This is a genomic window from Streptomyces sp. NPDC044063, from assembly GCF_056434285.1.
In genome coordinates this window covers 182,222-201,585 of record NZ_JBWKFM010000011.1, presented here as the reverse complement: position 1 = coordinate 201,585, position 19,364 = coordinate 182,222, and the positions used below count along the sequence as shown (strand labels likewise).

15 protein-coding genes are annotated in these 19,364 nt (G+C 74.3%); 10 read left to right on the top strand and 5 right to left on the bottom strand.

Translation table 11 applies throughout. The features are described 5' to 3' along the window. Positions 1-92: 92 nt before the first annotated feature. Entirely contained in the window at positions 93-569 is a 477-nt protein-coding gene (locus AC07BS_RS16385) for a MarR family winged helix-turn-helix transcriptional regulator (RefSeq protein WP_478642401.1), read from the top strand. A 60-nt stretch (positions 570-629) separates the two neighbouring features. Here the strand turns inward: AC07BS_RS16385 and meaB are convergent, their stop codons facing one another. Both meaB and AC07BS_RS16375 read right to left on the bottom strand, forming a co-directional pair. Next, positions 630-1,589 (bottom strand): methylmalonyl Co-A mutase-associated GTPase MeaB, encoded by a 960-nt coding sequence (gene meaB / locus AC07BS_RS16380; protein ID WP_478642403.1) that lies wholly within the window; start codon positions 1,587-1,589, stop codon positions 630-632. A gap of 46 nt (positions 1,590-1,635) precedes the next feature. Next, positions 1,636-2,847: an acetyl-CoA C-acetyltransferase gene (locus AC07BS_RS16375; protein ID WP_478642406.1), complete on the bottom strand. Its 1,212-nt coding sequence runs from the start codon at positions 2,845-2,847 to the stop codon at positions 1,636-1,638. A 140-nt stretch (positions 2,848-2,987) separates the two neighbouring features. On the opposite strand from AC07BS_RS16375, the gene mce reads away from it, so the two are divergent. The 7 genes from mce (at position 2,988) to AC07BS_RS16340 (ending at position 13,854) form a co-directional block, all read left to right on the top strand. Next, complete coding sequence (mce, locus tag AC07BS_RS16370; RefSeq protein WP_478642409.1) at positions 2,988-3,428, top strand: methylmalonyl-CoA epimerase; 441 nt, start codon at positions 2,988-2,990, stop codon at positions 3,426-3,428. Positions 3,429-3,590: 162 nt separating this feature from the next. Further along, entirely contained in the window at positions 3,591-8,588 is a 4,998-nt protein-coding gene (gene scy / locus AC07BS_RS16365; protein WP_478932715.1) for a polarized growth protein Scy, read from the top strand. A 124-nt stretch (positions 8,589-8,712) separates the two neighbouring features. After that, positions 8,713-9,651 (top strand): coiled-coil domain-containing protein, encoded by a 939-nt coding sequence (locus AC07BS_RS16360; protein WP_189451387.1) that lies wholly within the window; start codon positions 8,713-8,715, stop codon positions 9,649-9,651. 175 nt (positions 9,652-9,826) lie between these two features. Continuing rightward, on the top strand, positions 9,827-10,807 hold the full coding sequence (locus AC07BS_RS16355; protein ID WP_478932713.1) for an ABC transporter ATP-binding protein: 981 nt from the start codon (positions 9,827-9,829) through the stop codon (positions 10,805-10,807). Positions 10,808-10,809: 2 nt separating this feature from the next. Further along, the gene (locus tag AC07BS_RS16350; RefSeq protein WP_478932711.1) at positions 10,810-11,580 is read left to right on the top strand and encodes an ABC transporter permease; all 771 of its coding nucleotides are present in this window, start codon (positions 10,810-10,812) and stop codon (positions 11,578-11,580) included. A 166-nt stretch (positions 11,581-11,746) separates the two neighbouring features. After that, positions 11,747-12,910: an ABC transporter ATP-binding protein gene (locus tag AC07BS_RS16345; RefSeq protein ID WP_478642418.1), complete on the top strand. Its 1,164-nt coding sequence runs from the start codon at positions 11,747-11,749 to the stop codon at positions 12,908-12,910. Further along, entirely contained in the window at positions 12,907-13,854 is a 948-nt protein-coding gene (locus AC07BS_RS16340; RefSeq protein ID WP_478932708.1) for an ABC-2 transporter permease, read from the top strand. The genes AC07BS_RS16345 and AC07BS_RS16340 overlap by 4 nt, the downstream gene beginning before the upstream one ends. A 27-nt stretch (positions 13,855-13,881) precedes the next feature. Here the strand turns inward: AC07BS_RS16340 and AC07BS_RS16335 are convergent, their stop codons facing one another. After that, a complete protein-coding gene (locus AC07BS_RS16335; RefSeq protein WP_478642424.1) occupies positions 13,882-14,214 on the bottom strand; it encodes an ATP/GTP-binding protein in 333 nt (110 codons plus the stop codon). Positions 14,215-14,417: 203 nt separating this feature from the next. Between AC07BS_RS16335 and AC07BS_RS16330 the strand changes: the two genes are divergently transcribed. Then, complete coding sequence (locus AC07BS_RS16330) at positions 14,418-15,443, top strand: LLM class flavin-dependent oxidoreductase (RefSeq protein WP_478932706.1); 1,026 nt, start codon at positions 14,418-14,420, stop codon at positions 15,441-15,443. 86 nt (positions 15,444-15,529) lie between these two features. On the opposite strand, the gene AC07BS_RS16325 is transcribed toward AC07BS_RS16330, so the two are convergent. Further along, positions 15,530-15,922, bottom strand: coding sequence for an SCO5389 family protein (locus tag AC07BS_RS16325; protein ID WP_478642427.1), 393 nt, complete (start codon positions 15,920-15,922; stop codon positions 15,530-15,532). A gap of 208 nt (positions 15,923-16,130) precedes the next feature. Between AC07BS_RS16325 and nucS the strand changes: the two genes are divergently transcribed. Beyond that, the gene (gene nucS / locus AC07BS_RS16320; protein ID WP_478642428.1) at positions 16,131-16,790 is read left to right on the top strand and encodes an endonuclease NucS; all 660 of its coding nucleotides are present in this window, start codon (positions 16,131-16,133) and stop codon (positions 16,788-16,790) included. A gap of 88 nt (positions 16,791-16,878) precedes the next feature. Here nucS and AC07BS_RS16315 read toward each other — a convergent pair. Next, on the bottom strand, positions 16,879-19,364 hold a 2,486-nt coding region (locus AC07BS_RS16315; RefSeq protein WP_478932703.1), incomplete at its 5' end, for an ATP-binding protein.

Sequence of the window (19,364 nt, the reverse complement as noted above, 5' to 3'; positions counted from 1 at the left end):
GCGGAGTGTGACATCGAACGCATGACCTCTCGTTCCGCTCGCCCCGCTTTCCTATATAGTTAATCTTTCAACTTCTTAGGTAGACTCCATTCATGGACACCGAGAACGGCACTCGCTGGCTCAGCGACGAGGAACAGGCCACCTGGCGCGCCCACCTGGACGTGAGCCGGCTGCTGATGCACCAGCTCGAACGGGACCTGCAGCCGTTCGGCCTCACCAACAACGACTACGAGATCCTGGTCAACCTCTCGGAGTCGGAGGACCACCGGATGCGGATGAGCGATCTGGCGACCGCCACCCTGCAGTCCAAGAGCCGCCTGTCCCACCAGATCACGCGCATGGAGAACGCCGGGCTCGTCCGGCGGGAGAACTGCGAGTCCGACCGGCGCGGCCTGTTCGCCGTGCTGACGGACCACGGCTGGGAGACCATGCGGAAGGTGGCGCCGCATCATGTGGCGTCCGTGCGCGAGCACTTCATCGACCTGCTGGGGCCGGAGGAGCTGGGAGCCCTTTACGAGTCGCTCAAGCCCGTCGCCAAGCACCTGCGCGCGACCCGCGGCCGGCTGTAGAAAGCCCGCGGGCCCCGTCCCGCCGTGGCGGGACGGGGCCCGCGGCGCGCCGCGCCCGCCTCAGCGGGCGTCGGTGAGGTGGTCGACGAGTTCGTCCGCGGCCGCGTAGGGGTCGAGGGAGCCGGCCGTCACACGTTCCGCGAGGGCCTCCAGGCGGGCGTCGCCGCGCAGGTCCCCGATGCGCTCGCGCAGGGCCGTCACGGCGATGGTCTCGATCTCGTGGGCGGCCCGGCGGCGGCGGCGCTCCGCGAGGACGCCCCGCTCCTCCATCCACGCGCGGTGCTTCTCCAGGGCCTCGACGACCTCGTCCGTGCCCTCACCGCGCGCGGCCACCGTCTTGACGATGGGCGGCCGCCAGTCGCCCGGCGACCGGGCCTCGCCCAGGCCCAGCATGTGGTTGAGCTCCCGGGCCGTGGCGTCCGCGCCGTCCCGGTCCGCCTTGTTGACCACGTAGAGGTCGCCGATCTCCAGGATGCCCGCCTTCGCGGCCTGGATGCCGTCGCCCATGCCGGGCGCCAGCAGCACCACCGAGGTGTCGGCCTGGGAGGCGATCTCGACCTCCGACTGCCCCACGCCCACGGTCTCCACCAGGATGACCTCGCAGCCGGCCGCGTCCAGCACCCGGATCGCCTGCGGGGCGGCCCAGGCCAGGCCGCCGAGGTGGCCGCGGGTGGCCATCGAGCGGATGTAGACGCCCGGGTCCGAGGCGTGCTCCGACATCCGGACCCGGTCGCCGAGCAGCGCGCCGCCGGAGAACGGCGAGGAGGGGTCGACGGCGAGCACGCCGATCCGCCGCCCCATCCGCCGGTAGGCGCTCACCAGGGCCGACGTCGAGGTGGACTTGCCGACGCCGGGCGAGCCGGTCAGGCCCACCACATAGGCGCCGCCGGTCAGCGGGGCCAGCGCGGCCATCACCTCGCGCAGCTGTGGGGACGCCCCCTCCACCAGGGAGATCAGCCGGGCCACGGCGCGCGGCCGGCCCGCACGGGCCTGCTCGACCAAAGCGGGGACGTCCACCATCACTGCTCCGTTCTTCGCATCGGATGCCGGCCGCGCGGGCCGTAGGTCAGTTGCCCGGCACGCGCAGGATCAGGGCGTCGCCCTGACCGCCGCCGCCGCACAGGGCGGCCGCGCCCACGCCGCCGCCGCGCCGCTTGAGCTCCAGCGCGAGGTGCAGCACGATGCGGGCGCCGGACATGCCGATCGGGTGGCCGAGCGCGATGGCGCCACCGTTGACGTTCACCTTTTCAGGGGATACGCCCAGATCCTTCATGGACTGCACGGCGACGGCGGCGAACGCCTCGTTGATCTCGATCAGGTCGAGGTCGGCGACCTCCAGGCCCTCCTTGCCCAGCGCGTGCCGGATGGCGTTGGACGGCTGGGACTGGAGGGAGTTGTCGGGGCCGGCCACATTGCCGTGGGCGCCGATCTCGGCGATCCACGCCAGGCCCAGCTCCTCGGCCTTCTCCTTGCTCATGACGACCACCGCGGCGGCGCCGTCGGAGATCTGCGAGGAGGTGCCGGCCGTGATCGTGCCGTCCTTGGCGAAGGCCGGCCGCAGCTTGCCCAGCGTCTCCGTCGTGGTCTCCGCGCGGATGCCCTCGTCCTTGCTGAAGACGACCGGGTCGCCCTTGCGCTGCGGGATCTCCACCGGGGTGATCTCGGCCTCGAACAGGCCGTTCTTCTGGGCAGCGGCGGCCCGCTGGTGGGAGAGCGCGGCGATCTCGTCCTGCTCGGGGCGGCGGATGCCCAGGCGGGTGTTGTGCTTCTCCGTGGACTCGCCCATGGCGATGTTCTCGAAGGCGTCGGTCAGGCCGTCGTGGGCCATCGCGTCGAGCATCTCGATCGCACCGTACTTGTAGCCCTCGCGGGACTTGGGCAGCAGGTGCGGCGCGTTGGTCATCGACTCCTGGCCGCCGGCCACCACGACGTCGAACTCACCCGCGCGGATGAGCTGGTCGGCCAGGGCGATGGCGTCCAGGCCCGACAGACAGACCTTGTTGACGGTCAGGGCGGGCACGCTCATCGGGATGCCGGCCTTCACGGCCGCCTGGCGGGCCGGGATCTGCCCGGCGCCGGCCTGGAGCACCTGACCCATGATCACGTACTGCACCTGGTCGCCGCCGATGCCCGCCCGGTCCAGCGCCGCCTTGATGGCGAAGCCGCCCAGCTCGGCACCGGAGAAGCTGCGCAGCGAGCCGAGCAGGCGGCCCATGGGCGTCCGGGCGCCCGCGACGATGACGGAGGTGCGGCGATTGGTGCCGTTCGAACCGGACATGGACGCTGCTCCTTGGGGAGGAGAGGGATGTTAACGACGGTTCCCGTCAATGTACTGAGGGGTACGGACCTCGTCACCGGGCCGACGGTGTGATCGCGCGCACGTTGCGTAACCACCCCGCGGGGCGGTGGACTGAAGCCATGCTGACGCGCATCGACCACATCGGGATCGCCTGTTTCGACCTCGACCGAACCGTCGAGTTCTACCGTGCCACGTACGGCTTCGAGGTGTTCCACACGGAGGTCAACGAGGAGCAGGGCGTCCGCGAGGCCATGCTGAAGATCAACGAGACGTCCGACGGCGGCGCCTCCTACCTCCAGCTGCTGGAGCCCACCCGGGAGGACTCCGCGGTGGGCAAGTGGCTCGCGAAGAACGGCGAGGGCGTTCACCACATCGCGTTCGGCACCGCCGACGTCGACGGCGACGCCCGGGCCATCGGCGAGAAGGGCGTCCGGGTCCTCTACGACGAGCCGCGCCGCGGCTCCATGGGCTCGCGCATCACCTTCCTCCACCCCAAGGACTGCCACGGCGTCCTCACCGAACTGGTCACCTCGGCGCCCCGGCCGGAGACGGAGCACTGACCCTCACCTCCCCCGGCCGGTAGAGTGCGGGTTCGGCCGGGGACCTGGTGGTCCCCGGACCGGGCTGTACCGATGATCTGACACCATTTCTTCGGAAGGGCGGGCTCCGGGTTCCACCACCGACGCAGTACGGGGCCGGCCGCCGACGCGACCAGGGGACGGATGGACCGCGCTGTGCGGGGCTACGAGCGCCAGGAGTGGCAACGGGACGAGGCCGACCACCTCTCGAAGTTCGAGGCCGAGATGGAGCGGCTGAAGACCGAGCGGGAAAAGGCGGTCCAGCACGCCGACGACCTCGGCTACCAGGTCGAGGTGCTGCGCGCCAAGCTCCACGAGGCGCGCCGCACCCTCGCCCACCGTCCCGCCTACGATTCGGCGGGCATCGACTACCAGGCCGAACAGCTGCTGCGGAACGCCCAGATCCAGGCGGACCAGCTGCGCACCGACGCCGAGCGCGAGCTGCGCGAGGCCCGGGCCCAGACGCAGCGCCTCCTCCAGGAGCAGGCCGAGCGGCAGGCCCGTATGGAGGCCGAGCTGCACGCCGAGGCGGTGGCCCGCCGGCAGCGCCTGGACGAGGAGCTCAACGAGCGCCGCCGGACCGTCGAGTCCCACGTCAACGAGAACGTCGCCTGGGCCGAGCAGCTGCGCGCCCGCACGGAGTCCCAGGCCCGACGGCTGCTGGACGAGTCCCGGGCGGAGGCCGAGCAGGCCCTGACCACGGCCCGTGCCGAGGCCCAGCGGCTCACCGAGCAGGCCAGTGGCCGGCTCGGGGCCGCCGCCGAGGAGGCCCGCGCGGAAGCCGAAGCGATCCTGCGCCGGGCGCGCACGGACGCCGAGCGGCTGCTGACCGCCGCCTCCGCGCAGGCGCAGGAGGCCACCGACCACGCCGAGCAGCTGCGCACCGCCACCACCGCGGAGTCCGACCAGGCACGCACCTCCGCCGCCGAGATGACGCGCACGGCCGAGGCGCGCCTCCAGGAGGCCGACGCGGCGCTGCGCGAGGCGCGGGCCGAGGCCGAGAAGCTGGTCGCCGAGGCGAAGGAGGCCGCGTCCGCCCGGCTGGCCGGCGCCGAGTCGGACAACGAGCAGCGCACCCGGACGGCCAGGGCCGAGATCGCCCGCCTGGTCAGCGAGGCCACCAAGGAGGCCGAGGCCCTCAAGGCGGAGGCCGAGCGGCTGCGCGCGGACGCCGCCGCCGAGGCCGAGCGACTGCTGGCCGAGGCCGCCGACAAGGCGCGCAGCGCCGTCGCCGAGGACTCCGCCGCCGCCCTGGCCAAGGCCGCCCGGACGGCCGAGGAGGTGCTGGCCAAGGCGTCCGAGGACGCCCGTGCCACCACCAAGGCCGCCACCGCCGAGGCCGAGCGCATCCGCGGTGAGGCGGAGGCCGAGGCCGAGCGGCTGCGGGAGCAGGCCGCCGACACCGCCGAGCAGCTCAAGGGCGCGGCGAAGGACGACACCAAGGAGTACCGGGCCAGGACGGTCGAGCTGCAGGAGGAGGCCCGCCGTCTGCGCGGCGAGGCCGAGCAGCTGCGTGCCGAGGCCGTCGCCGAGGGCGAGCGCCTGCGCGGCGAGGCGCGCCGCGAGGCGCTCCAGCAGATCGAGGAGGCGGCCAGCACCGCCGAGGAGCTGCTGGTCAAGGCCAAGGACAACGCCGAGGAGACCCGCTCCGGCGCGGCCGCCGAGAGCGAGCGGGTGCGCACCGAGGCGGCCGAGCGCGCGGCCACGCTGCGCCGGCAGGCCGAGGAGGCCCTGGAGCGGGCCCGTACCGAGGCCGAGGAGATGGCCGAGGAGGCCGAGGACCACGCCACGCGCACCCGCGAGGAGGCCGCCGAGGCGGCCCGCGCGCTGCGCGAGGAGGCCGAGCGGGCGGCCGCCGCGAAGGCCGAGGAGGCCGCGGCGGAGCTGGCCCGGCTGCAGGCCGAGGCCGAGCAGCGGGTGGAGGCGGCCGAGACGGCGCTGCGCGAGGCCCGCGCGGAGGCCGAGAGGCTGCGCCGGGAGGCGGCCGAGGAGGCCGAGAAGCAGCGCGCGGAGTCCGCGGAGCGCGTCCGTACGCTGCGCGAGCAGGCCGAGGAGGAGGCCGAGCGGCTGCGCGCCGAGGCCGCCGAGGAGGCGTCCGGGGCGCGTGCCGAGGGCGAGGCCACGGCCACCCGTCTGCGCGGCGAGGCCGAGGAGGAGTCGGAGCGGCTGCGCTCCGAGGCGCAGGAGACGGCCGACCGGGTGCGGGCGGAGGCGAACGCCGCCGCCGAGCGCACGGCCGCCGAGGCCGCCGAGGCGCTGACCGCCGCCCAGGAGGAGGCCGCGCGCCGTCGCCGGGAGGCCGAGGAGCTGCTCGGTGGCGCCCGTACGGAGGCGCAGGCGGAGCGCGAGGCGGCGCACGAGCAGAGCGAGGAGCTGCTGGCCTCGGCGCGCAAGCGGGTCGCCGAGGCGCAGGAGGAGGGTCGCCGGCTGGTCGAGGAGGCCGAGCAGCGCGCCTCCGAGCTGGTGGCCGCCGCCGAGCAGACCGCCCAGCAGGTGCGGGACGCCGTCGCCGGGCTGCACGAGCAGGCCGAGGAGGAGATCTCCGGCCTGCGCTCGGCCGCCGAGCACAACGCCGAGCGGACGGTCACCGAAGCGCAGATCGAGGCCGACCGGGTACGGGCCGACGCCTACGCCGAGCGCGAGCGCGCCGACGAGGAGGCCGCCGCGACCCGTGCCGAGGCCAAGGCCGCGGCCGACGCCGCCGCCGAGCGGGCGGAGCGCACGCTCGCGGAGGCCACCGCCGAGGCCGAGCGGGTGGAGGCCGAGGCCGTCCGCACCCTGGACGAGGCGCGCGAGGCCGCGAACACCCGCCGCGCGGAGGCGGCCCGGCAGGCCGACGAGCTGATCGCCGAGGCCACCACCGAGGCCGAGAAGCTGCGGACCGAGGCGGCCGGACAGGCCGAGCGGACGCTGGCCGAGGCCGCCGAGGAGGCGGAGCGGCTGCGCGCCGAGGCCGCCCGGACGACCGACGAGGCCCGCGAGGCCGCGAACGCCCGGCGTACCGAGGCGGCGCTGCAGGCCGACGAGCTCATCGCCGAGGCCACCACCGAGGCCGAGAAGATGGCCGCGGAGGCGCTGCGCACCCTGGGCGAGGCCCGGGAGGCCGCCGAGGCGCAGCGCGCGGAGGCCGCCGAGCGGGCCGAGCGGGCCCTGGCGGAGGCGAACCGCGAGGCCGAGCGGCTGGTGGCCGAGGCCACCGAGCTGGTGGAGGGCGCCACGGCGGACGCCGCCCGGATCGAGGGCGACGCCCGCCGGGCCGCCGACGCCCACCGGGCCGAGGCCGAGACCGACGCGGACCGGCTGCGTGCCGAGGCCGCCCGGACGGTGGACGAGGCCCGCGAGGCCGCGAACACCCGCCGCGCGGAGGCCGCCCAGCAGGCCGACGAGCTCATCGCCGAGGCGACGGCCGAGGCCGAGAAGATGGGCGCCGAGGCCCTGCGGACCCTCGACGAGGCGCGCGAGGCCGCCGAGGCGCAGCGCGCGGAGGCGACCGAGCGGGCCGAGCACACCCTGGCCGAGGCGAAGCGCGAGGCGGAGCGGCTGGTCGCGGCCGCCGCGGAGCGGAAGGCCAAGGCCGACGAGCAGGCCGACGCGGTGGTCGCCAAGGCGACCGCGGAGGCCGAGCGCATGGTCGCGGACGCCTCCGCGAAGGCCCAGCAGATGCGGACGGACGCCTCCGACGCGCTGGCGTCGGCGGAGCAGGACGCGGCACGGACCCGGGCCGACGCCCGCGAGGACGCGAACAAGATCCGGTCCGAGGGCCGGGCGGAGGCCGAGCGCATCGTCGACGAGGCCGCCGAGCTGACCTCCTCGGCGCAGGACGACGCCGACCGGATCGTCGAGACGGCCCGCGAGGCGGCGAACGCCCGCCGGGTGGAGGCCGCGCAGCAGGCCGACGAGCTCGTCGCCAAGGCCACGGCCGAGGCCGAGAAGATGGCCGCCGAGGCCGTCCGTGCCCTGGAGGAGGCCCGGGAGGCCGCCGAGGCGCACCGCGTCGAGGCCGCCGAGCGGGCCGAGCGCGCCCTGGCCGAGGCGACGGCCGCCGCCGAGCGGCTGCGCGCGGACGCCGACGAGGCGCTGGAGAACGCCCGCCGCGAGGCGACGCGGACCACCGACGAGGCCCGCGAGGCGGCGAACGCCCGTCGCGCGGAGGCCGCCGAGCAGGCGGACACCCTCGTGATGGAGGCCATGGCGGAGGCGGAGCGGATGGCCACCGAGGCCGCCGAGGCGCTCGCCGCCGCGCAGGAGAACGCCAACAGCACCCGGGCCGACTCCGCGAAGATCAAGGCGGACGCGGTCCTGGAGGCGGAGCGGCTGCGCGCCGAGGCGCGGGCCGAGGGCGAGCGGACGATCGACGACGCCCGCAACGCCTGTGCCCGGAAGCTGGCGGAGGCCGCCGAGCAGGCGGACGCGCTGGTCGCCAAGGCGCAGGAGGAGGCCGTACGGGCCGCCACGGCCGCCGAGGAGCAGGCCGACGCCATGGTGGGCGCGGCCCGCAAGGAGGCCGACCGGATCGTCGCCGAGGCCACCGGCGAGGGCAACGCGCTGGTGGAGCGGGCCCGTACGGACGCCGACACCCTGCTCGCCGAGGCGCGCGGGGACGCGACCGCCATAAGGGAGCGGGCCGAGGAGCTGCGCTCCCGGATCGAGGCGGACGTCGAGGAACTGCACGACCGGGCCCGCCGGGAGGCGGCCGAGGCGATGCAGTCGGCCGGCGAGCGCTGCGACAAGCTGGTCGCGGCCGCCACGGAGCAGCTGACGGACGCCGAGGAGAAGGCGGAGAAGCTGATCTCGGACGCCCAGACCGAGGCGAGCAAGGTGCGCATCACCGCCGTGAAGAAGGCGGACGCGCTCATCAAGGAGGCGGAGCAGAAGAGGACGGGCGCTGTACGCGAGGCCGAGCGCCTGCGCACCGAGGCTCAGGAGGAGGCCGCACGTCTTCTTGAGGAGGGGAAGCGGGAGTTGGAGGTGCTGGTCCGTCGTCGCGAGGACATTCAGGCCGAGATTTCCCGTGTCCAGGACGTGTTGGAAGCGTTGGAATCATTTGAGTCCCCGGGGGCGGGCGGCTCAAAGGACGGTGGGGTGAAGGCGACGGCCGGCGTCGGGGCAACTCGATCGGGTGGCAAGCAGGACCGAAAGTAGCCACTCAATCGAGGGGTCATTTTCCAGATTCCCGCACCGTCTACCACCATCTGCCGGATGACACGCCGCTCACGCCCCTAGGATTCCCTCTATCACCTCACAGGTCTCCAATGACAGGAACCCCATGAGCGACACTTCCTCCCCCTTCGGCTTCGAGTTGGTGCGGCGTGGATACGACCGCGGCCAGGTGGACGACCGCATTACGAAGCTCGTAGCGGACCGTGACAGCGCGCTGGCCCGGATCACCTCCTTGGAAAAGCGCATCGAGGAGCTCCACCTCGAGACGCAGAACGCTCAGGCCCAGATCAACGACGCCGAGCCGTCGTACGCGGGGCTCGGGGCGCGGGTCGAGAAGATCCTGCGGCTGGCCGAGGAAGAGGCCAAGGACCTGCGTGAGGAGGCCCGGCGCGCCGCCGAGCAGCACCGTGAGCTGGCCGAGTCGGCCGCCCAGCAGGTGCGCAACGACGCCGAGTCGTTCGCCGCCGACCGCAAGGCGAAGGCGGAGGACGAGGGCGCCCGGATCGTCGAGAAGGCCAAGGGCGACGCGGCCTCGCTGCGTGCCGAGGCGCAGAAGGACGCCCAGTCCAAGCGCGAGGAGGCGGACGCCCTCTTCGAGGAGACGCGCGCCAAGGCGGCCCAGGCGGCGGCTGACTTCGAGACCAACCTGGCCAAGCGCCGCGAGCAGTCCGAGCGCGACCTCGCCTCCCGCCAGGCCAAGGCGGAGAAGCGGCTGGCGGAGATCGAGCACCGCGCCGAGCAGCTGCGCCTGGAGGCCGAGAAGCTGCGTACGGACGCCGAGCGCCGGGCCCGCCAGACGGTGGAGACCGCGCAGCGCCAGGCCGAGGACATCGTGGCGGACGCCAACGCCAAGGCGGACCGTATCCGCAGCGAGTCCGAGCGTGAGCTGGCGGCGCTCACCAACCGCCGCGACAGCATCAACGCCCAGCTGACCAACGTCCGCGAGATGCTGGCCACGCTGACGGGCGCGGCCGTGGCGGCGGCCGGGGTGCCGGGTGACGACGAGCCGATCTCGCGCGGCGTCCCGGCCCAGCAGAGCCGCTGATACGCGGCGGAGGCACCGCACTCGATCGGGGGATCGGTGTGCTCGGCGCGCCACACGCGGCCCTCGGGGGCCGCGTGTGGCGCGCCGAGCCGGTTGTGGCGGAGGGCCGTGGGCGACTTGCGCGGAGCCCGCGCCACCGGTGGCGGGGCCCGGTGGGCGCGCTTACCGTGGCTGAGTGATCGAGCTCGAGGGGCTGACCAAGCACTACCGCGACGTCCGCGCCGTGGACCACCTCACGTTCACGGTCCGGCCGGGCATCGTCACCGGCTTCCTGGGGCCCAACGGGGCCGGCAAGTCGACGACCATGCGCATGATGCTCGATCTCGACAACCCCACCAGCGGCACGGTCCGCATCGACGGACGGCACTACCGCGAGCTGCGCGACCCGCTCCGGACCGTCGGCGCCCTGCTGGACGCCAAGGCGATGCACGGCGGCCGCAGCGCCTACCACCACCTGCTCTGTCTGGCGCAGAGCAACGGCATCCCGGCGGGCCGGGTGCGGGAGGCGCTGGACACGGTGGGTCTGACGGCCGTGGCCCGCAAGCGCACCAAGGGGTTCTCGCTCGGCATGGGGCAGCGCCTGGGCATCGCGGGCGCGCTGCTGGGCGATCCGCGCATCCTGATGTTCGACGAGCCGGTCAACGGCCTCGACCCCGAGGGCATCCACTGGATCCGCAATCTGATGAAGAGCCTGGCGGCGGAGGGCCGTACGGTCTTCGTCTCCTCCCACCTGATGAGCGAGATGGCGCTGACCGCCGACCATCTGGTGGTCATCGGGCAGGGCAAACTGCTGGCGGACACCGGCATGCGGGACTTCATCGCGGAGAACTCCCGCTCGTTCGTCCGGATGCGCTCGCCCGACCACGAGCGGCTGCGGGAGGTGCTGCACGGCGCCGGCATCGCCTTCGGTCCCGGCCCCGAGGGGGCGCTGGAGGTGGAGGGCGAGGACGCGGCACACCTGGGCGAGCTGGCGGCGCGCCACCAGTTGGTGCTGCACGAGCTGAGCCCGCAGTCCGCCTCGCTGGAGGAGGCGTTCATGCGGCTGACGGCCGGGGCGGTGGAGTACCACGCCCATGAGAACCACCGTCCGCCGGAGCCCGGAGCGGCGCCGGACGGGGGCTGGGGGGCCGACTGGCGGCGGCGGAAGGGAGCCTGACGATGGCGGTGGTGGCCCAGGTGCTGCGATCGGAATGGACGAAGATCAAATCCGTCCGGTCCACGGTGTGGACGCTCGGCCTCGCCATCGTGGCGACCGTCGCTCTCGGCGCTCTGATCAGCGCTCTTTCCAAAAGGGAATTCGACAACCTGTCGCCCGAGGGGAAGATCGATTTCGATCCGACCTACATCAGCTTCGCGGGAATGGGCCTCGGCCAGCTGGCATTGATCGTTTTCGGTGTGCTCGTGGTGGCGAACGAATACAGCACGGGAATGATCCGTACGTCGCTCGCCGCCGTTCCCCAGCGCGCCACCTTCCTGTTCTGCAAGATCATTGTCGCGACGCTGCTCGCCTGCGCGGTCGGGATGATCACGAGTTTCGCGGCGTTCTCGGTCGGACAGGCCATGCTCGGCGACCACGGCGCGGCGCTGGGCGATCCCGGCGTGCTGCGCGCGGTGCTCGGCGGCGGCCTCTACATGACCCTGATCACCGTCTTCTCGATGGGCATCGCGGCCATGCTGCGCAGCCCGATGCTCTCGCTCGGCATCCTCATGCCGTTCTTCTTCCTGGTCTCCGCGATCCTGGGCAACGTCCCCGCCACCAAGAAGGTGGGCCAGTACCTGCCCGACCAGGCCGGCCAGAAGGTCATGCAGGTGGTCACGGCCGGCGACGACAAGCCGTACGGGCCCTGGGGCGGCTTCGCGATCATGGCGCTGTGGGTGGTCGCCGCGCTGATCGGCGGATACGCGGTGCTCAAGCGGCGGGACGCGTAGCCATCACCAGCACCGCCGGCACCACCCGGGCCGCCGGCACCGCCCGCCCCTCCGCATCACACGCGCATCGGGAACCGTCAACCGCTGATCTATCCTCCTAATCCTTGCGGGGCGCATGCCCCCGACCGAGGGCACAGTCCCTGACCGAGCTCGCGAGGGGCGGAGAATGATCGAGGCAGTCGGCCTGACAAAGCGCTACGGCGCCAAGACGGCCGTGCACAACCTGACCTTCCAGGTGCGGCCGGGTGCCGTCACCGGCTTCCTGGGGCCCAACGGCTCCGGCAAGTCGACGACCATGCGGATGATCCTGGGGCTGGACGTGCCCTCTGCGGGCCGGGTCACCATCGGCGGGCAGCCGTTCCACAAGCTGCCCAACGCGCCCCGCCAGGTCGGCGCCCTCCTCGACGCCAAGGCCGTGCACGGCGGGCGCAGCGCCCGGATGCACCTGCTCTCGCTCGCCCAGCTGTCCGGCATCCCGGCCCGTCGCGTGGACGAGGTCCTCGGCGTCGTCGGCCTCCAGGACGTGGCCCGCAAGCGCTCCAAGGGCTTCTCGCTCGGCATGGGGCAGCGGCTGGGCATCGCCGCGGCGCTGCTCGGCGACCCCCAGGTGCTGCTCTTCGACGAGCCGGTCAACGGCCTCGACCCCGAGGGCATCCTCTGGGTCCGCAACCTGATGAAGGGCCTGGCGGCCGAGGGCCGTACGGTCTTCGTCTCCTCCCACCTGATGAGCGAGATGGCGCTGACCGCCGACCACCTGATCGTGATCGGGCGCGGGCAGCTCATGGCGGACATGAGCGTCAAGGACTTCATCGCGGCGAACTCCGCGGGCTTCGCGCGGGTGCGCACCCCGGACGGCGAGGCGGAGGGCCGCGAGAAGCTGACGGCCGCCCTGGTCGCGGAGGGTGCCCAGGTCCTGCCGGAGCCGGACGGCGCGCTGCGGGTGACGGGCCTGGCCCTGCCCCGGATCAGCGACCTCGCCCACGAGGCCGGCACCCGTCTGTGGGAGCTCTCCCCGCACCAGGCCTCCCTGGAGGAGGCGTACATGCGCATGACGCAGGGCGCGGTCGACTACCGCTCCACGCAGGACCAGCGCGCGGGCCTCCAGGCGCCGCCGGCGCCGCACGGCTGGCAGCAGCCCGCCGCCGCCCCGCTCCCGCAGGGCTGGGCCGAGCAGGCCTACCCGGTCCTGCCGGGCGAGCAGCCCAACCCGTACGCCCAGCCCGTCGCCGTGGCCCCGGCCGCGCAGCCGCCCGTCCCCCCGCCCACCGGGCCCGCCCCCCAGGGCGCGCCCGCCGACCTGACCAAGCGCGACAGCGAGGACGCCCGATGACCACCCCGCAGCAGCACCCCGCGCCCCCGCAGACCGCCCCGCAGGCCCCCGCGATGCCGCAGGCCGCCCCGCCGGTCCCCGCTCCCGCGTACGCGCAGGGCGCGGCGGCCGGCCACTGGCCGGGGCAGGCGCCCGCCGGCGGCTACGTCTCGCCGATCCCGATCCGCAAGGCCACCCTCATGGACGCCGTCGCCTCCGAGTGGACCAAGATCCGGTCCGTGCGGTCGACGATGTGGACGCTGGGCATCATGGTGCTGCTGATCCTCGGCATCGGCTTCCTGACCGCGGCCCTCGTCGCCGGCCAGAGCGGGGACACCGCCAACTCCTCGCCGCTCGCGCTGGGGTTCTTCGGCGTGCTCCTCGGCATCATCTGCGTGGTCACGCTCGGGGTGCTGACCATCTCGTCCGAGTACGGCACGGGCATGATCCGCACCACCCTGACCGCCTGCCCCGACCGCGGCCGGGTGCTGGCGGCGAAGTCGCTCGTCTTCTTCCTCCTGACGTTCGTGATCACCTTCGTCGCGACCGGGCTGATCGCGATGGTGGACTCCGCGCTGCTGGCCGACCGGACCACCCTCACCCCCGACGCCGAGCTCTGGCTGCGCTCGACGGTGGGCGTCAGCCTCTACGTGGCGACGCTGGGCCTGCTCGGGCTCGCCGTGGGCACCCTGCTGCGGCACTCCGCCGGGGCCATCACGGTCATGCTGGGTGTGATCCTGCTGCCGATCGTGCTGTCCCTGTTCATGATGGGCGAGGCACTCGAGGACGTCCGCAAGGCACTGATCGACTACTCGGTCCCGATGCAGCTCTCGGCCTTCTACGCCACCGGGTCCGAGCAGCACGCCGGCACCCCCACCGGCTGGAACCCCCTGTGGATCATGCTGGGCGTGGCGGCCGTCGCACTGACCGGCGCCTACCTCTCGCTGACGAAGCGGGACGCCTGAGCGAGGAGACCGGGGCCCGGACAGGCCCTAGTACCTCGGCGCGTTACGGGACCGCTGGAGCCGCGCGCTCCGGCGGTCCTTCGCGTTCCAGCAGGACCGGTGCCAGTGCCGGCGGTCCTCGACGCCGCCGCCGTGCTGCGGCCAGGCCACCAGGTGCGGCACCCCCGGCGGGATCTCCTGGTCGCAGCCGGGGCAGCGGTAGTGCTTCGCGGCCGCGCCGCCGCCGATCATCCGCACCGCCCAGTCCTCGCCCTGCCAGGACTCGGTCCGCTCCAGGCCGTACCGCTCGCCACCGACGTCGCGCGGGAGGGGGGAGGAGTGGTCGGTCCCGCCTCGCGGGCGGTTTCGGCGCGGGGACACGGGGCACCTCGGTGGGTCTGGGGGGCTACGGGTCGTGACCAGCCTACGCGTCATGGTCACCACCGTGGCGCGGTGTCCCTGACCTCTGTGACGCCTGTACACCGATCATCATGAAAACTTCACGCACGGCCGTACCTTCGGCACGTGTCCGCCGTTATTGCCTCAGGGGGATGCCGCGTCGGTCGCTAGGAGGAACGAGAGCGATGCGCGTTGGAGCCTTTGTCCTGGCTGCCCAGTTCCCCGGTCAGGGCCACGAGGAGCCGCTGTACCGGGCGATCCGCTCGGCGGAGGTCGCCGAGGAGGCCGGGCTGGACGCGGTCTGGCTGGCCGAGCACCACTTCGTGCCGTACGGGGTGTGCCCCTCGGCGGTGACCCTCGCCGCCCTGCTGCTCGGCCGCACCCGCACCCTCCGGGTCGGTACGGCCGTCAGCGTCCTGCCCACCACCCATCCCGTGACCCTGGGCGAGCAGGCCGCCCTGCTGCACATCGCCTCGGGCGGCCGGTTCACCCTCGGGGTGGGGCGCGGCGGGCCCTGGGTGGACCTGGAGGTCTTCAACTCGGGCCTGGGGGCGTACGAAGAGGGGTTCCCCGAGTCGCTCGATCTGCTGATGCGCTGGCTGCGCGAGCCCCGGGTGGGCACCGCGGGCGATCGCTTCGCCTTCCGCGAGGTCCCGGTGGTGCCCCGCCCCGACGAGCTGCTGGACTCCACCGGTCCCGGCGTCGTCGTCGCGTGCACCTCGCCGGCCAGCGTACGGCTGGCGGCGGCGCACGGGCTGCCCATGCTGCTGGGCATGCACAGCGAGGACGCCGAGAAGGCGGAGATGGTCGCCCTGTGGCGGGAGTGCGCGCTGCGGGCGGGCGGTTCGCCGGAGCGGGTGGCGGCCGCCGGCCATGTGGCGGCCGGGGTGGTGCAGATCGCGGACCGGTCCCCGGAGGCGCGGGAGACACTGCTGAAGACCATGCCGGGCTGGCTGCACCACGGCCTCTCGGCGCACGTCACCGTCGACGGCCGGGTCCGCCGGATGCGCGACCCGCTGGCGTACACGGAGCTGCTGTGCGACCTCCATCCCGTCGGCTCGCCACGGCTGTGCGCCGACCGGCTCGCCGCCACCCGCGAGCGCACCGGCATCAACCGGTTCGCCCTGCTCGCCGAGGGTTCCGGCGACCTCGCCGCCACCGAGGAGAACCTCCGCCGGCTCGGCGGGGAGGTGCTGCCCCTGCTCGTGTGATCCGCCGGTCACAGGCCCCGGCGGAGCTGCCGCACCCGAATCCTTGAAGCACCTCCCGCACTCGGAGCGGCAGCACAGGACACCCGTCAGCAGTCCCGCAGCTCCGGCGACTGGTTCAGCAGCTGGGCCCGGACCGAGGTGAACCGGGCCAGCCGGTCGTCCGCCGCGGGGCCCGCGGGGAAGACCGCCACCCGGTGGCAGTTCTGGAACGCCAGGCGGACCCCGAAGTGCCGCTGCAGCGCACCCCGGATCGCGTCACTCGCCAGGGCGCGCAGCAGCTGGCCACGCGCCTGCTCGTCCGGCGGGGGCGTCCGGTTGTCGGCGAACGCACCGCCGTCGGCCGTGAGCCGGTCCACCAGGGAGCTGATCGTCTCCCATGCGTAGGGCAGGGAGGTCCGGACGCAGTCGACGAAGGCGGCTTCGTCGACCTCGCCTCGCTCGGCCTGTTCGAGGAGGGCCGGTGAGACGTCGAGCGACATGGGTTCTCCTCTCGCGACCCCCGTGCGGGGGGTCTCAGGGATGGGCGAGCGGACGACGACGCCCTGTGCTCGTACGGCGACCGCCCGCTTCAACGGTAATCCGGCCACTGCTGCCCCACCAGGAGAACACCGACAACTGGCCAAAGCCCGAGGGGGTCTTCCAGGGCGAATCGCGTGAAGTGGCAGGAGTCGAGTAGCGTGGCTCACCATGCGTCTCGTCATCGCCCGTTGCTCCGTGGACTACGCGGGCCGGCTCACCGCCCATCTGCCCTCCGCCCCCCGTCTGATCCTGGTCAAGGCGGACGGCAGCGTCAGCATCCACGCGGACGACCGCGCCTACAAGCCCCTGAACTGGATGTCGCCGCCGTGCACCCTGAAGGAGGGCGACGGTGTGTGGACGGTGATCAACAAGGCGGGCGAGAAGCTCATCATCACCATGGAGGAAGTCCTCCACGACTCCTCCCACGAGCTGGGCGTGGACCCCGGTCTGATCAAGGACGGCGTCGAGGCGCACCTCCAGGAGCTGCTCGCCGACCGCATCGAGACGCTCGGCGAGGGCTACACCCTCATCCGCCGCGAGTACCCCACGGCGATCGGCCCGGTGGACATCCTCTGCCGCGACGCCGAGGGCGGCACGGTGGCCGTGGAGCTCAAGCGCCGCGGCGAGATCGACGGTGTGGAGCAGCTCACCCGCTATCTGGAGCTCCTCAACCGCGACCCGCACCTGGCCCCCGTGCGCGGCGTCTTCGCCGCCCAGGAGATCAAGCCCCAGGCGCGGGTCCTGGCCACGGACCGCGGCATCGGCTGCGTCGTGCTGGACTACGACGCGATGCGCGGCATCGAGGACGACAAGCTGCGGCTGTTCTGATCCCGGTCCGGCCCGACGGCCGGCACGCATACGGAAGGGCCCGTACGTCACCGTACGGGCCCTTCCGTGTGCGTGGGTACCGTCGCGGCTAGGCGATGGGACTGCCGCCGCCGGTGGCGCCCCCGCTCGCGCCGCCGCCCGTACCGCCCGGGGCCGGGCCGCTCGCGGAGTTGGAGCTCGCGCCCGTGGGCGGCTGGGGGCCCTTGGTCGGCGGCTCGGGCGACGTCGTCGGGGGCTTGTCCTCCGTCTTCGTCGGCGCGGGCGGCGACGGCTTGGTGGTCTCCCCGCCGCCGGGCGAGCGGGTCGGGCTCTGCGTGGGCCGGTCGGGCGTGGGCGACGGGGTGGCGGGGTCGCCGCTGCCGGACGCGGACGGCGAGGGGCTGCCGGAGGCGCCGGGCGAGCTCGGGGTGCCGCTGGGCGCCGCCGAGCGGCCCGGCGTGCCCGGGCGGCCGGGGACTCCCGGGTTGCCCCGCCCGCCGGACGCCGGCTCGTCGGCGATCATCCCGTTGTCGCCGTCCTGCTGCGAGGCCGACTGCCCGGGCTTGACCGTGTCGGCGCGGCCGTCGTCACCGCCGCCGGTGGTGGCGCCGAGGGTGACGACGGTGCCGAGGACGGCCGCCAGGAGGGCGCCCGCGCACGCCGCGACGAGGTTGCGCCGGTTGCCGCCGGCCATGAGCTTCTGCGCCCAGGACCGCCGGCCCACCGGACCGCGCCGCGGGACGCCCGCCGGGGGGCCCGCGGGCGGGCGCGGCACCGCCGCGGACGCCACGGGCGCCGCCGGGACACGGCTGACGACGGTGGTGCCGTCGGTCGGCCGCTGCCGGACGGGGCGCGCCGCCTTGGCCGGGGGCGCGGCCGACTCCTCGCTGCGGGCGTCCGGCACCTCCTCGCCGGAGGGGGTACGGGCCGGCAGCGGGGGCAGCGGCGGCATGGCCGCCGAGCCGGTGCGGTGGGGGCCGCCGGGCAGCGGCCGGGCGCCCAGCGCCAGGCCCGAGCGGTCGGCGACGAGGGCCAGGGCCCGGCGTCCGGCGACCGTGCCGCGCCGGTCGGCGAGCACGCCGCGCAGCCCGATGGAGGCCTCCAGCTCGGCGCGGGCCCGGTCGAGGTTGCCGGTGCACAGCGCCAGCACGCCCAACTCGTGGTGGAAATACGCTTCTTCGCCGACTTCGCCGGCCAGCCGCGCGGCCTCCTGGCCGGCCCGCAGGGTGCGCTCCCAGGCGCCCCAGTGGAGCGCGGCCGCGAACGCCGGCGCGGCGGTGCGGGCGAGCAGCACGGCGGCCGCGCGGTGCCCGGCGTCGCCGTGGCCGACGAGGGCGCTCACGGCGGCGAGGATCGTCTCGGCCTCGACGGCGATCCGCTCGGGGGTGACCGAGGGGTGGCCGGCCCACCAGGAGTAGTGCCGGGCCGCGGCGTGGGCGCGGTCGGCGGCGTCGTCGTCGTAGCCGGCGGCGATCAGCTGGTCGGCCACGCCGGCCGCCAGCCGGTAGTGGGCGCCCACGGGGCTGATCAGGCCGGCGGAGAGCAGCTCGCCGATGGCGGCGTCGGCGTGGGTGTCGCCGGCCAGGGCGGGCAGGTGGGCCTGGTGGGGCAGTTCGCCGCCGAGCGCGACGGCGAACCGCAGGGCGTCCCGGGCGGCCCCGCTCAGGCGGGAGGCGAGCGGCGCCGCGGGCGCGGCGGCCTCGGCGATCGTGGGCAGCGACGGGGCGCGCCCGGCGGTCGCCTCCTCGTCCGTGTCCTCCCCGCCGTCGGCACCGGCCGAGGCGGCGGCCGCGTAGGGGCGCTCGGCGGTCACGCCGAACTCGTCGGCGGCCGCGGGCCCGGACGTCTCCCGCTCCGCGGCCTCGCCGAGCTGCCGCAGCAGGGCGCCGGCCTGCACGAAGCGCAGGGGCAGCCCCTCGGACTCGAACCAGAGGTCGGCGGCCCAGTCGGCCTCCCGGTCGGTGAGCGGCCGGTCCACGGCCAGCTCCAGGAGCTCCAGGCAGCCGGTGCGGTCGAGTCCGCCGAGGAAGACCTCCTCCACGTGCGCGTCGGTGGAGGGCGCCGGGACGTCGGGGGTGGCCGCGAGGAGGAAGGCGCATTCGGGCGTGGCGTCGAGGAGTTCGTCGAGCGCGACGCCGCCGAACTCCAGGTCGTCCAGGACCACGACGGCGCCGATCTCGTGCACGGCCGCCATCAGTTCGGCCCGGTCGGGGCGGTGCAGCGGCGCGTGGTGGACCGCGGCGAAGAGCTCGTGGAGCAGGTCGCCCGGCGTGCGGTGGTAGCCGCTCAGCCGGACGACCCCGTCGGGCGCCAGGCCCGCGCAGTCCTCGGCGACCGCGTCCAGCAGCACGCTGCGGCCGGACCCGGAAGGTCCGGTCAGCCGTACGGAACGGCCGCGGGACAGCAGTCGGCCCAGCCGCTCGCGCTCCTCGGAGCGCTGCACCAGGGGCCGGGGCCCGGCCTCGCGCGCCGACGGCGCGGGCGCGGCGGCGGGGGGGGGGGGGGGGGGGCGGGGGGGGGGGGGGGGGTCCGTGCTTGGGGGGGGGGGGGCGGGGGGGGAAGGATTTCTCTTTTTTTCAGCTCGAACGGCAAAAA